Annotated in this window: 9 protein-coding genes; 6 read left to right on the top strand and 3 right to left on the bottom strand. The window is 37.0% G+C overall.

Translation table 11 applies throughout. The features are described from left to right. A partial coding sequence (locus tag FFR48_RS18000; RefSeq protein ID WP_137668322.1) for an IS5 family transposase occupies nt 1-996 on the bottom strand: 996 nt, incomplete at its 3' end. Between the two features lie 1,002 nt (nt 997-1,998). On the opposite strand from FFR48_RS18000, the gene FFR48_RS17995 reads away from it, so the two are divergent. Next, nucleotides 1,999-2,931, top strand: coding sequence for a DUF928 domain-containing protein (locus tag FFR48_RS17995; protein WP_137668321.1), 933 nt, complete (start codon nt 1,999-2,001; stop codon nt 2,929-2,931). 25 nt (nt 2,932-2,956) lie between these two features. Further along, entirely contained in the window at nt 2,957-3,391 is a 435-nt protein-coding gene (locus FFR48_RS17990) for a tetratricopeptide repeat protein (protein ID WP_162501913.1), read from the top strand. 211 nt (nt 3,392-3,602) lie between these two features. On the opposite strand, the gene FFR48_RS17985 is transcribed toward FFR48_RS17990, so the two are convergent. Beyond that, nucleotides 3,603-5,813: a CHASE2 domain-containing serine/threonine-protein kinase gene (locus FFR48_RS17985; protein WP_236104104.1), complete on the bottom strand. Its 2,211-nt coding sequence runs from the start codon at nt 5,811-5,813 to the stop codon at nt 3,603-3,605. A 449-nt stretch (nt 5,814-6,262) separates the two neighbouring features. On the opposite strand from FFR48_RS17985, the gene FFR48_RS17980 reads away from it, so the two are divergent. The 4 genes from FFR48_RS17980 (at nt 6,263) to FFR48_RS17965 (ending at nt 12,962) form a co-directional block, all read left to right on the top strand. After that, complete coding sequence (locus FFR48_RS17980; RefSeq protein ID WP_137668318.1) at nt 6,263-7,390, top strand: sensor histidine kinase; 1,128 nt, start codon at nt 6,263-6,265, stop codon at nt 7,388-7,390. Between the two features lie 25 nt (nt 7,391-7,415). Further along, a complete protein-coding gene (locus FFR48_RS17975) occupies nt 7,416-8,093 on the top strand; it encodes a response regulator transcription factor (RefSeq protein ID WP_137668317.1) in 678 nt (225 codons plus the stop codon). A 341-nt stretch (nt 8,094-8,434) separates the two neighbouring features. Then, nucleotides 8,435-10,669, top strand: coding sequence for a hypothetical protein (locus FFR48_RS17970; RefSeq protein WP_137668316.1), 2,235 nt, complete (start codon nt 8,435-8,437; stop codon nt 10,667-10,669). A gap of 13 nt (nt 10,670-10,682) precedes the next feature. Continuing rightward, the gene (locus FFR48_RS17965; RefSeq protein WP_137668315.1) at nt 10,683-12,962 is read left to right on the top strand and encodes a hypothetical protein; all 2,280 of its coding nucleotides are present in this window, start codon (nt 10,683-10,685) and stop codon (nt 12,960-12,962) included. Nucleotides 12,963-13,074: 112 nt separating this feature from the next. Here the strand turns inward: FFR48_RS17965 and FFR48_RS17960 are convergent, their stop codons facing one another. Continuing rightward, nucleotides 13,075-14,088: a glycerophosphodiester phosphodiesterase gene (locus FFR48_RS17960; protein ID WP_137668314.1), complete on the bottom strand. Its 1,014-nt coding sequence runs from the start codon at nt 14,086-14,088 to the stop codon at nt 13,075-13,077. Nucleotides 14,089-14,302: the final 214 nt, after the last annotated feature.

The following is a 14,302-nucleotide window of genomic DNA, read 5'->3' as shown; positions in this document are numbered from 1 at the left end:
TACATAACCATTGAAATAACTAGCGGAAAACTTTGCCCCAAATTCCGTGTTTTTAGCGGCTTTACCACGGACTATCGGACGAATATGTGGTTGACTTAAACTGACAATCCTGTCTTCTATACTTCGTTTTTCATGTTCATATAACCATAGTTGTTGACGATAAACTTCTGCCACTACTAGCAACATTTTATATTGTCTGTTGCTCAATTCTAAAAGTGACGCACCCCCATTCATTAGCTGTTGAATATGAGCTAGGTTTCTGTTGATATATTGCAGTTGTTTTTTGATAGCTTTTCTTCTTTCAGCAGATTTGACTTTCTTTTTTCTGGCTACTATTAAATATTCCTTTCTGGCTATTTTTCTGTAGGTTCTTGGTTTGTCGAGCTTTTTTTCTTTAAGGGAGTTATATAATATATCTATTATTGTTTCTGTATGCTTTCTAGCTTGATTTAATAATCCTAAATCTGTGGGATAACTTATATCTGCTGGCGCACAACTGGCATCTAATATTAATTTCCCTCGATTCTTCACCTCACTTTTTGAATCCTCGACTTCTGACTTTTTTGCTTTTACTTCTACCTCTTCTTGACTTTCTAATACTTTTTTGACTATTTCTTGATTTAATCTGTTGACTAAGTTCATATCTATTCTTTCTCGAAAATGAACTAGCATTGATGGGTCAAATGGGGAATGATTACTATACGCTGACATTCCTATAAAGTATTGCAGATAGGGATTTTCTCTAATCTGTTCTACTGTTTCCCTATCACTTGTTCCCAGTTTCTCTTTAATTATTAATGCTCCCAATGCCATTCTAAATGTTTTGGCTGGTGCGCCTAAAACTTCAGTGAATATTGCTGCGTATTCTGCTTCAAATTCTGTCCACGGTATTATTTTCGCTAAGATTACCCAACGGTTATCTGCTGCTAGTTTCCCCCCGAAGGATAGCTCAAATTCTTCTGGTGCTGTGTCTTGTTGTTTTTGTTTGCGATACATTTTGATGCACCTTGATGCAAGTGTTTTTACCTATTTTACCCCTTTTCCTTGCACTTTGTTCCTCTGTTCTGCCCCCTAAACTCTTGTTTTATCTAGGTTTTGTGTTTATTCAGCAAACCCTAAATAGGACTTGCTGAGAAAGTCTTTCCATGAGGGGATAGGAGTCAGGAGTCAGGAGTCAGGAGGAAGTTTGAAAATTCCTTTTCCATCTCTCGAAATACCAAAAAATGCACACTTTTTCACGTATACCCTTCAAAACCCTTGCACTTTTTTCCTATTTATCAGCCTCAAACTTTTGATTTATCTGCGTTTTGCATTTTTTCAGCAAACCCTAAATAAACCCCTCTCCAAACCTCTTCCCGACGCGGGGAGAGGCTTTGAAACCCCCATTCCCTTGTAGGGAAGGGGGGAAGGGGGGTCTCACAGGGGTAGGTTTTTAATATTATCTGTTGAGGCAGGACCTGGAAGACAAGTAGGGAAAGTAGACAAGGAAGATTTTCTCCGCACAATGGTCTTTTTGTTACCAAGAGAAGATGATTTTGTACTGTTTTCCTCCCTTGTCCACTGTCCTTCCTTGTCCCCCAAGTCTTGCCCTCACGACAATGTAAAAAACCTACCCTTGTAAGGGAAGGGGGGTTAGGTTTCTAGAGATTATCGGTTTCATCTAATACTTTTCAAACAACCTCTTAGACAGATTACCAGGAATCTACCGGATATCAACTAACCCCATCAGCCCAAGATATTGATCAAACTTCCCTACGTGAAAGTTTGGTGAAGATATAGACGGCAAACTATTGTTACTTGTAAATTGCAGATGGATGCAAACCTTATAATTTGCCCATTTCGCCGAATTTATGAAAAAAAGGAGCAAAAGCCACTCAAAAAGCAGGAGTATCAAAATAAAAATTACGCATTATAATTGATATAGTCATAACAGAAATAGAGATGCCACAAACATCAATAAATATTTTATCAAAATTACTCTATTAAACGGAAGTAGATATGTATCCTAAGAAACTTAGATTTTTGACAGGTTGTTTGCTTACGGCTTTAGTCTATTTACCGCCAGATTTTCTCAATCCGACAAAAGTTTTAGCAGCAGATCAGGTTGTGGTAAAAGCACAAAACTCAGGCCAATATACACAATATATGTCCCGTGGTTATGAATTAACCAGACGAAGAAACTATCGCCAAGCTTTATCTTATTTCCAACAAGCACTGCAAATACGTCCTGGCGATCGCTATGCCACAACAGCAATTAGAAATGTAACTGGCTACATTCAACGTCGCAGGGTGATGGTCTATGTTCCCAACAAACCAGGTAGAACACTTACTGGTTCAACAAGAGGAGGTGGTATCATTGCTCTGATACCCGGAAACGAAGAAGCACAACTGACGACAGCAGAAAATCCCAAATTCTGGTTCTATATGAAACCGGAATCTCTGGGAAAAGTAAAAGAACTGAAATTTGTTTTGAGAGAGGTTGATGGTAAACGGGCTAAACATCTGTATGAAACAACTTTGACACCTGTGAGACAAGAAGGTATTGTGAGTTTAACTGTACCCGTGGATAAAGCATCATTAACAATAGGTAAAAAATATACTTGGACTTTTGACATAATTTACCCTAATGATCTTGGTGTTCCCAACGAAAAACTAGAAGGTAAAATTCAGCGCGTACAAAACGAAGACCTCACTAACCAGATCCAACAAAAAACCCAACCATTAGATCAGGCGATGATTTATGCCAGAGAGGGATTTTGGGACAATGCTCTGAGTATTGTGGCCGATTTACGCTGTCAGCGTCCCAATGATACCCAAGTACAATCAGACTGGGAAGCTTTATTGCAGTCAGTGGGACAAGAGGGACAGGAAAAGTTGGCAGAAAAGTTGGCAAAACAGCCAATATTATCTTGTGGTGCTTCCCAAAACTAAAACTGACGTTAATCTGTTAAGAGATATGTCTTTAACCAACCATCAAGATAGAACCTCTGCAAAAGTGAACAGCAATCATCAAGACCTGAACCTCAAAGAAACACTGGATATCAACCGATATATTCAACAGGCTTATACTTGTTTTGCCCAAGGGGATATTGAGGGAGCGATGGGCAACTTCCAGAATGCGATCGCCCTTTATCCCCATTGTGTCCAAGTTTATACAGAAAGAGCCAATTTCCGGCTGCATCAGTTACAAGATCTAACTGGTGCATTAGAAGATTATACACAAGCTATTTATATCAATCCTCACAACACTCTCTGTTATTTTTGGCGTAGTCAGACTTATTTAGCACTAGGTAATCACCAAAAAGCCATAGAGGATCATAACACAGCTATGAGTCTAGCTCCAGAAGGTACTATTTATCATTTCTTTGACCAAAGTAACTACAAGTCATAGCTGTAGGATTGAGGGTTTGTAACTGTTAAGATAAAATCTACCCAGATGTAGACACAATTACGGGAATGTACACATAATACTGTACAGTTATGTAACCAGTTGGGTCTAGACTTGGGTAGCTCTGGGTAAGTTTTATAGAGCGGAAATCAAGAAGCAAGGTAGCAAGGAGAAAATTGCTTTTTACCTGGGTTTGCGTTACATCCCCAATCTCCTATAAAGTTGCCACAATATTCAACAATTCCTCAACTGACTGATATCTTTGTGTAAAGTCAAGATGCACCATTTTATTAATCACCCCATTCAATGGCTCAGTGGTGTTTGCCAGTTCCCACCAATAATACCAAATCTGTTCACCCGTTTCCGATGTCTGATTAATGATCACCACACCAGTATTGACATCTCGCTGGAAAACTTTGGGATGGACTCCTGTTAAAGCTTGTATGATAATTTTTCCCAAAGCATAAATATCGCTGTTGAGTTTTGGCATACCGCTCATTTGTTCACCAGGTGCATAAGCAGGAGTCCCAATAGTGATAGTTTGATTTTCTTGCTGTTGGGCTTGCATTTGTGGTTGTATTTGTTTGACAGCACCAAAGTCAATGAGAACAATAGAACCACCTGTTTTGCGTCTAATCAAGTTACTGGGTTTGATATCTCGATGAATCACACCATAATTGTGAACAAAGACCAGGACTTGCAATACTTCTTTGAGTATATTCATCGCTTCGGCCTTTGCAAGAGGTACTCCTGGTTTCAACTCATCAGATAAGGAATGACCCTCAATAAATTCCTGAACTAAATAAAATTGCTGATTTTCTTCAAAGAACGCTAATAAGTAGGGTATTTGCGGGTGTTTGCCCAAAGTTTCCAAAATATATGCTTCATTATGAAATAAGCGTCTAAGAACACTTATATATTCTGGGCTTTGGTTAGCAGATCGCATTTGTTTAACCACACATACTGGTTTTCCCGGTCGTTGAATATCTTGAGCTAAGTAAGTAGTACCGAATCCTCCACTACCTAACTTTTCAGTAATGTTGTAACGTTTGTTGAGTAATGTACTTAACGCCAGTTCTTGTCCTGAAGGATAGAGTGCAGGACCCACATTTGTTGCCTGAGTTTGTCTACTGGGTTCTTGCAATTTATAGGCTTGCAACTGAGCAATTAAGTCTTGTTGCTCTTGTACTATTTGCATGACTTTCTCCTGCTCTTGCTGGCTAAAATAGGCACTGTAAGCAAGAACACCAACCGCTGCAACTACTAAGCCCAGTGCTGGAGAAACTACTGGAAACCATCCAGCTTGGAGAAAAATCACAAAATTAGTTCCCAATAAAACGGCTAAAGATCCACCTTCAGCCACTCCCAAAGCTAAAGGATGTCGAATGCGCCATGCTAAAAATCCGCCAACCACAGACCATCCTCCTATCCAGATAAATTCACCCCATCCCGGTAAAAACCAAAACAGACGCTGGTTATTCAAAACTGCACTGAGAATTTGACTGACCATCTGAGCATGAATTTCAACTCCTGCCATCTTCCCTGTATTATTAGCTTTGCCAGTAGTAAATGGGGTGTTAAAAATATCTTTTAAACTCGGTGCAGTCGAACCAATCAAGATAATACGGTCTTTGACTAAATCAGGTTTCACCTGACCAGAAAGTACATCTGTAACAGTTACCTGCTGGGCGATCTGACTTTGAGAACGGTAATTCAAGAGAATTTGATAGCCTTGGGTATCTGCGTTTTGATAACCTCCAGAATGACTTTGCAGAGGTTTAAAAATCACATTACGCAGTTGTAGTTCTTGGTTGTCCGTTATTTGTGCCTGAATACCTCCCCCATCCAAGAATTTAATGGCTAATTGCCAACTCAAGGAGAAAGGGCTTTGACAAAGATTTGACTCATTTGCCTTCACTGATATCAGATTGCGACGAATAGAACCATCAGTATCTTCGACAATATCGCTAAATCCTACTTGTTCTGGTTTTGTTCCTTGTGGGGGTGCGATCCCAGGATTTTTGCTATCAGCGTGTTTACAGACAGGAAAGATGATATCACTGTACTCTAAACGTTCTAGTAATTTTTCATGTCCTGGTTGCACAGGTAAGTCCCGAAAAATATCTAAACCAATGGCACGGGGTTCATATTCTTCCAGTTTGCCCAATAGTTTGTCTAGGACTTCCCCAGGTAAAGGCCAATTCCATTTTTGCAGATCCTCTTCAGTGACAGCAACAATTAATAGCCGCGAATCTGGGCCAGGATCACCCCTCATTTGCATCATCTGGTCATAAACTCTTAACTCTATGTTCTCTAAGACTTGTAGTTTCTGAACTCCCACAATGAAAATTGTGGTGATCGCACTGGAAATAATTACTGGTTGTTTTAATAATTTCTTAAAATTTGCCAACATTTCACTCAACATTTCACTAATCCAGATATTTCATAACATTTAATTATTTTTTAGAATCAATAATGCAATTTATGTGATAAAATTTACAATTTTTATTCTTTAGTTAATTGACAATTGTATATTTTTATATATTTGTGGCAAAAACAGAGGTTAAAAGCAGATAATACGATTATATACTATTTCAATTTCCGTAGAACCTATTCTGCATATACTGGCAATATTAATTACAGTAGTAAAAAACTATGATAGTGACACTTAATGAATTGTCACTATAAGGGTTGCAGATTATGCAAATTTAATCACCACCAGATATCCATTTTTGTTTAACTCTGGAATTATCAACTCAATATCGTGTCACCTCCTGGAAACAGGACACTCAATCAGTGCCAAAGTAAAATTTACCAGAAGCTTATGCTGATTTACTTTTTGCAATTTTTTATTTATCAAAGTCGAGTAGAGCTATGATTCGGGGAATTATTTGCACAAAACCAGAAATTAGCTGTCATGATTTGAGATCATCACATATCCAAGAATTTTGTCAATTACAATCTGAACAGTTAACCAATCAATATCCAATTTTATTAGCTCGTATTGTCTATTATGATTGTTGGTCAAAGAAACATCAAGAAATAATTAATTATTCTGATATCAGTGAAAAAACAGCCAAATTATTGTCATTTATTTTGACATACTTACGCTCAGAGGCATGGTTAATAGACTATCCTGCCGTCGGAGAAATCCATGAATTTAAAATAGAAGAATTGCACTTATTTTCCTATGTATTTCCCATAGGATATAGAAATCAAAAACCAGAATATATACAGATAATTACAGAAAACACCCTTGTAGAAAATGCAAAAAATGAGATAAAGAAATCTGCTATTTTACTGAGCAAATATGCAGACCTATATTTAGACTATGGCAGACAAAAATCAGAAATTAAATTACTAGAACAGGTACTGCATCGAGTCGGACACCAATTGCGAAACTATTTAGGATTAATAGGATTATATGCCAACAATTTATGCTTTAGCTTAAAAGATCAGCCTGAGTATGAACAGGCAAAAATCATCCGTGAAAGTATTGAAGATATAGATATTAATCTCACCGAAATAATTAATTGTGGTCAAGGGGAGAAATTAAGAGTAACTCCACAAGATCTAAGAAATTTAGTATTGGAAACTATCAAATATTTACAACCTTTGATCAATGAAAAACAAGTAAAAATATCAATTCCTGAAACTTCCACAACCTTGTTAATAGACAAATTACAAATTAAGCAAGTTTTTCACAATATACTAAACAATGCTATTTACTTTAGTCCTGAATCAGGAACAATTACCTGTAGCTGGAAGATTTTTCAAGAAGAAGTATTAATCAAAATTTCCGATCAGGGAAAGGGACTATCTTCAGAAGATATACAAAAAATCTTTACCCCCTTTTATACTCGTCGTCCAGGAGGTATAGGACTAGGTTTAACCATCGCCAAAAAAATTATTCTCGACCACCACGGAAACTTGTGGGCGCAAAGTTTATCAGAAGGTGGAGCGCAATTTTGTATCATTTTACCTTGCACCAAGAATATTTAACAGTATGAACAATGGAGTATGAAAAATGGCTTATCGTAATCCTCTGACAACTATCTTGGTAGAAGACAACGAACGTTTTCGCCAAGGTCTACGGACTCTCTTGAGTTTTTATAATAGCAATGGTTCATTGCCTGTAGAAGTAGTCGGTGAAGCTAACTCTTTAGACCAGGCGTTAAAATTGACAGAAGATAAATCACCAGATTTAATATTACTAGATTTGCAACTTCTTGGTAGTGATGGTATTACCGTTTTAGTTTCTCTCAAACAAATTGCTTATCCTGGAAAAGTCCTAGTTTTATCTGCTCACCAAGAAGACGAATGGATTTTTCGAGCTATGCAAGCAGGAGCATCTGGTTATGTGTTTAAAAATCATTTGGCGGCTCAATTATCAGAAGCCATAAACACAGTAACTAAGTCAGAAATTTATCTACCTTCAGAAGTTGCCAGTCGATTTTTCAGATTTTTTCAGACTTATTCAGACTCCTGTGTGCGTGCTTGTCATCAGATGCACTTAACAACAAGAGAGCAAGAAGTTTTATATTGGTTAACTCAAGGAGCTTCCAATGAAGAAATAGCCAAACATTTATATGTCACAGTTGCTACAATTAAGGCTCATCTGACCAGTATTTTTGAAAAATTGAAAGTCAATAGCCGTACTCAAGCGATAGTTACAGCCTTAAAATTAGGACTTGTAACAGTTTAAAGTAGCAGAATAATGTGGTTAATTTACCTGAAAATTGCCGTAGTATGACTATGCCAACGAACATGATAAGTAGTAGTGCAAAATAAATTTTATATTTGGGAGAGGGAACAGGGAACTTTTAAAAGGGAACAGATAAGCAATACAGAGATTTTTGTTTGTTCCAAAAATGTTAAATTAATTTTGCCCAGGTACTTATTAACGTAAGTTGCTAGTTATGCAAGAAAGACAAGAAAATGGGAATTACAAAGAGAGAATTGATTCTTTTTCCTGACTTCTGACTCCTGGGGCAACCACGGTGGGATTGCCCCTACTGACTCCTGACTCCTGCCTTCTTTAATAATATGGAAAGTAATTTTTTAATAAATGCCAGCCTGTCTACTCAAAATCTGACCTTTACACCAGGTACTACTCCTGCTTCTTTTACAGTGACAGTCAACAACGACAGCACTCAATTTGCAAATTTTCAAATAGAAATTACAGCCGCAGGAGAGCAGCGCAATTCAGAATATCGCTGGTATAAACTTGAACCAGAAGTAGCAGCAGCTAAACCACCAGGAGATAGTACAGACTTTCAAGTATTCATTTTTAATACACCAATACCTGGATTTGTAGGTACTGTCAACCTCACCATCACCATTTTTTCACCACAACTAGGACAACAACGCAGACTAACGTTGCGGTTAAAAATCGAGCGAGATAATCAACCCAACGTTTTGAGTTTAGAATTGCCTGTAAGAGAATTTCCAGTTTATCCGCGTCATTCCGTAGACATACCAGTGCGAGTGCGCAACTTAGGTCAACAAATGACAAATGTAATCTTGCGTTTTGTTGGTCTTGATCCAACTTGGTTAATTGGTAATGTAGAAAGACGATTTTCTTTAGATCCAGGAGGCTATAGAGAACTAACTTTTCAATGTCAACCTCCATCTGTAGTTCAAGCACCCTGTCGAACCTATCCATTTACCATTGAAGCCACCAGCAATAATGGTTATCCTGCGAGTATAGCAGGTAATTTACAAGTTTTACCTGTAGGTTTCGTAGATTTTTCTGTTATCAACAAACACCAAACAATTCCCAGTCCAGCTAAATGGTTGCCTGATTGGAAATCAGATACAGCCACCTTTGAATTAATATTCAAAAATGCCAGTAACCTCTACCAAGAAATTAACATTCATCTCCAGGGAAGAGACCAAAGAAAATGCACTTACAACACTATTCCAGAAACAGCCAATTTGCAGCTAGGAGAAACAAATAAAGTTCTCCTCAATGTGAAAACAAAACGTCCGTGGTTGGGATTAGCAAAAACCTTGTTACTAGAAGCCAGAAGCGAATTATTTGATCAACGTTTGGGTACTACAGATCCCGCAACCCAGACTTTAGAATTACAGAGTCTACCTATAATTCCCCCGTGGTTACAGCTAATGATCCTGGGATTAATAGCATTACTTTTAGCATTACTACTGAAACCAGAACCAGTTATGCACATTCGTTCTGTAAATTCAGTAGCTTTTAGCGGTAACGGTTTTTCTGTTATTAGTGGTTCAGATGATTGTACATTAAGATTTTGGAATATTAATCGCAATAGCAACAGTATAGAACCAGGAAAATTTAGCTATCAAGAACAGCCAATAGCTTGTCAAAAACCACAAAAACCTAACGGTTTATTAGCAATTACCAATGACGTTGTATATGTTTCCGACTTCATGCCGGTGGACAATGATATTGTTGCTGTTGGGTTAGATAATGGTATGATTGAACTCAGGAATGTATCTAATCAAGGTAAAAAAAGGGAAGAACTGCAAGATCAACAAGATCAAAAAGCTATAGGTGATAGAGTATTTGATTTAGAATTTACTAAAAATTCACGGTATTTATTTAGTAGTTATGGTAGTGGTAAAATCAGATTATGGTCACGAACATCTGCTAACAGTGAATTTCAGAAACAACCGCAAATCATCGACATCCAAAATCAATTAACATTACCTTTTGAAGCTCGCACTGTAACTCTCAGTCCAGATGATCAAACCCTAGTAATAGGAGGAAACTTTAAGCGTTTTTTATTTGGTTCATTTAATCCCAATCAACCAGATAATCAATTACAAAATTTATCAATGCAAAAATTAGAAGGAAGAAGTAGTACAGGGCGTACAGATTATATTTGGTCGGTGGATTTTGTGCCTAAACCGCAAGGAAAAGAAAAAATTTTAGCCACTGCTGATTCTGCGGGATATATTACTATTTGGGATTTAAATCAATGCCAAACTGTAACAAATGCCAGCCCCCAAAATCCCATTATCGAAGTTAATTGTCAACCATTAGATAATTGGCAAGTGTCAAAAATGCCAGTGCGGACATTAAAATTTAGTGAAGATGGCCGTTTGCTTGTCAGTGGTGGAGATGATGGAAAAGTGATAGTTTGGTATTTAACTCCAGCATATCAACTGGATAAAACCAAAGCAGCAAAAGGTCAAACAATTTACCAAAGCTCAAAGAGAATCAATAGTGTTGACTTGAAAGACAACATGATTGTGAGTGGTGGTGAAGATTTTCAAGTCAAACTACACAGTGTTAGGTAAGGAATTTGATGGTATGTACGCTCAAAACAGTCCATTGGAAATTATTATTAACCCTCCTGGAATTCAATGGGGAATGCCAGGAGATGCGATGGAATTTTATGTTATTGTCATTAATCAGGGAGATCAAAGTGCTGTTGTTGACTTGTATTTTACTTTTAATGATGAATTTAAAAATATTACTAGTGGCTTTACTCCTCCTCAAGCCAGTTTGGGATTAGCGCCCCAACAAACTAGCGACGAAGTTAAATTTGAGTTGCAAATACCTGTTGACGCTAAACCCGGAACTTATGATTATACTTTAGTCGTAGATTCTCCCTTGCATTATCCCCAACATACTCCTATCAACTTTCCCCTGCAACTGAAAGTTCAAATCAAAGAACAAACGATCATTCGCCTTAATGATCCCACTTTTTCACTCAAGCCTAGCAGCAATGCCAATAAACCACTAATTTTAAATCTCAGTCAACCTTTACAAGTAGAAGTAATAGTTGACAATCGCTCTAAATTTGTAGACCGTTTTCGCATCACTTGTCCAGATTTAGATGAAGATTGGTTCACTATTACTTATCCCACAGATGGGTTAGAAGGAGCGGGATTATCACAAGTAGCTGCTCTAGAACTCAACCCTGGTAGTCAGGGTCAAATCTTGCTGACATTTCACCCACCAGGAGACACCTTAGCCGGAATTTATTCCCCGACTATTCGCTTATATTCGGAAAACTCTCCCCAGTTGATACTGTTAGATTTGGTCTATATAGACATTAAGCCAAGTTATATTTTGGATGTCCAGTTGCAAACTATTTTGGCACAGGTCAGCCGTAGTCCTGCCAAATACGAATTATCAATCATTAACCAGGGAAATGTAGTACGCGAATTAATGTTTTACCTGGAAAGTCGAGATGAAGAACAACTGTATACCTATAAATTTGAGCCTCATGAAATCAAATTACTTCCTAGTAAAAGTTCTATATCTAATCTGACAGTTAAACCTAGATATTGGTGGCGAAGACCTTGGTGGGGTGGGGGGTTAGTTGTCAACTTTCAAGCTAAAATTCAAGACCAAAATAATCTGCCTTTACCGAATACTTTACCTCAATTAAGTTTTGTTTGGAAACCCCGTCCTTGGTGGCAATTTTTATTATTAATTTTAATAGGTTTAGGTTTATTCGGTGGTATAGGATTTATGGTTTGGCGGCTTTTAAACCCTGAACCTGTAACAATAAAAGTATTCGACTCCGATAGCCCTACATATATTGAAGGTGAAGCAGTAGCGTTAAATTGGGAGATTCAAAAATATCAAAATTTGCAAAACTTGGAACTGAAAATTAAGGGCAATCAACCAACTCAGAAGATTTACGATTTTAGTAATGGTATTCCTGAAGAACTAATACCTCGTGATTCTGGTATAACACCTCCTTGTAGAGTGTCAAAAGAAGAATTGATTTGTAGCAATTTTCAAACAGGAGTCAAAGCTAAAGGACAGTATAGTTTTGAATTACAAGCATCCTATCGCAAAGGATTGCCAATTTTCTCCAAAGTTGCTAAAACAGATACTAAAATAGTTCAGGTTGAAATTAAAGAAAAACCAATAGCTGAAGTTATAGATTTGAAAACAGATAAACCCCAGTATAAAAAAGGTGAGAATATTAATTTAAGTTGGAAAATTGCTAATCCCTTGCTGCTAAGGGAAATTCAAATAACTGGAAAGGCAGAAGGTGGTACATCTATAGGTAAATTAGGTGTTTATCGTTTTAGACAAGGTAAACTTGTCGATCCGCCTCAACTGCAAAATTTATGTAAACCAATAGAAAATCAACGATTAGAATGTAATAATATACCTATAGACAAATTAAATTCTGGTAAATTCACTTTTGAAATTCAAGCTTTACCCAATAACGGCAGTGATAGAAGTAGTTCTAAAAAGACTGAATCAGTAATTGAAGTATTACCAAAACCATTTAGAATTATCTCTTTTACACTTAATGCTAGTGAACAACCTAATCAGGAGTTAAAAGAAGGAGAAACAGCTACTTTATCTTGGAGAGTAGAGGGAGAAGATATTCAGGTGAAGCTTGATCCATTTGGGAATGTGGAACAAGTTGGTTCACTGAAACTACAAGTTAATCAGGCCTTTCCATCTCCAATTAAACTGCAAGTTTTTGATAAATTGGGTAAGCAGCAACCTCAAGAAAAATCTTTTGCGATCGCAGTTATCCAACCACCCCCACCTCCACCCCCACCTCCTTCCGTTATCCCTACTCCTGATATAATCCCACCTCTATCCGGGTTTTAAAAGTAGTTTTTTAACCTCAACCAAGTTATTATAGTAGTTCCCATGCTCATGAGAACTGTTATATTTTAAACTTAACCAAACAGTATTAACAATGGAGAGATCCCCGATTTCTTCAAGAAGTCTGGGATCTGGGTATTAGGTTTTTGCATCTTATCACACCAGCAATATCTGGAAAGTCACTAAATACCCCATCTATCCCTAAATTAAAAAATAGTTTATATTCCTCTTGAGGGTTGTCTTGACAATCTAAAGGTAAGAAGTAATTTTCATTGCGGAATGTCCAAGCATGAACTAATAAATTTTCTTTATGGGCGTGATTAACTAAGGATGTGGGTGATATTAATTTCCCTTGACTATCTCTGGGAATTATTAAGTTTTTATTGACTCCTATTGCTTGTGCATATTCAGCGATTTTTTTTAATCCTGCTGGTTTGCTTATATGTTGATAGGTGCGGGGATTATCACTCATTACAAAATCATAGGGTTTACCTGAGTCGTTGATTAATTGTACTAAAGGTATATTTGTTTTTTTGGCTAATGCTTTTAAGTTACTAACTTCAAATGATTGAATAAATACTGGTACATGAGTTTTTTCTAAAGCCGTTAATAAGGGTGTTTCTAATTCTAGATCAATTGATTGAAAGTAAGTTGGATGTTTTGTTTCTGGGTAAATCCCAATTTTGCGATTTTTTTCTATACTTTTCTTTTCAGCTAAATCAATGATTTCTTCTAGGGTGGGAATTGTGTAAATTCCATTGTATTTTGTGTTAAAAGAACGTAGTTGGGGAATGCGTTCTTGCGCTCTTAATGTTTTGATTTCTGCTAAGGTAAAATCTTCGGTAAACCAACCTGTTATAATTTCCCCATCAATGATTTTTGTAGTTCGCAAATAAGCAAATTCAGGATGTTCAGCAATATCTGTAGTTGCTGATATTTCATTTTCATGACGTGCAATTAAAACCCCATCTTTGGTAATCACTAAATCTGGTTCAATATAATCAGCACCTAATTCAATTGCTAATTGATATGCTGCTAATGTATGTTCAGGTCGGTATCCACTTGCACCACGATGAGCTATAATAATAGGTAATTGATTTGTGAATGTGGAATCTCTAAAATTGTCCATAAGATAGGGTTTATTATTTTCAATGAATAGGGATAGTAGCTAGTTACTGTTTTCTTAAACAATACTAACAAATACTTACATTTGCTCAAAATTTCCTGTCATCTTTTGGCTTTGTGACAGAATTACAGTAAAATCACTGTATGCTACTAGGATTCAAAACCCAACTCAAAGTTAACAAGCAACAACGACTACTACTGGCGCAACACGCAGGAGT

The organism is Sphaerospermopsis reniformis, from assembly GCF_005402885.1.
Taxonomy (GTDB): Bacteria; Cyanobacteriota; Cyanobacteriia; order Cyanobacteriales; family Nostocaceae; genus Sphaerospermopsis; species Sphaerospermopsis kisseleviana.
Note: the sequence above shows the minus strand (reverse complement) of the source record. Positions and strands in the feature narration are given on the sequence as shown.

Coding starts and splice junctions, on each gene's coding strand:
- FFR48_RS17995 (WP_137668321.1), top strand. CDS start 1,999: ATGTATCCTAAGAAACTTAGATTTTTGACAGGTTGTTTGCTTACGGCT.
- FFR48_RS17990 (WP_162501913.1), top strand. CDS start 2,957: ATGTCTTTAACCAACCATCAAGATAGAACCTCTGCAAAAGTGAACAGC.
- FFR48_RS17985 (WP_236104104.1), bottom strand. CDS start 5,813: ATGTTGAGTGAAATGTTGGCAAATTTTAAGAAATTATTAAAACAACCA.
- FFR48_RS17980 (WP_137668318.1), top strand. CDS start 6,263: ATGATTCGGGGAATTATTTGCACAAAACCAGAAATTAGCTGTCATGAT.
- FFR48_RS17975 (WP_137668317.1), top strand. CDS start 7,416: ATGGCTTATCGTAATCCTCTGACAACTATCTTGGTAGAAGACAACGAA.
- FFR48_RS17970 (WP_137668316.1), top strand. CDS start 8,435: ATGGAAAGTAATTTTTTAATAAATGCCAGCCTGTCTACTCAAAATCTG.
- FFR48_RS17965 (WP_137668315.1), top strand. CDS start 10,683: ATGTACGCTCAAAACAGTCCATTGGAAATTATTATTAACCCTCCTGGA.
- FFR48_RS17960 (WP_137668314.1), bottom strand. CDS start 14,088: ATGGACAATTTTAGAGATTCCACATTCACAAATCAATTACCTATTATT.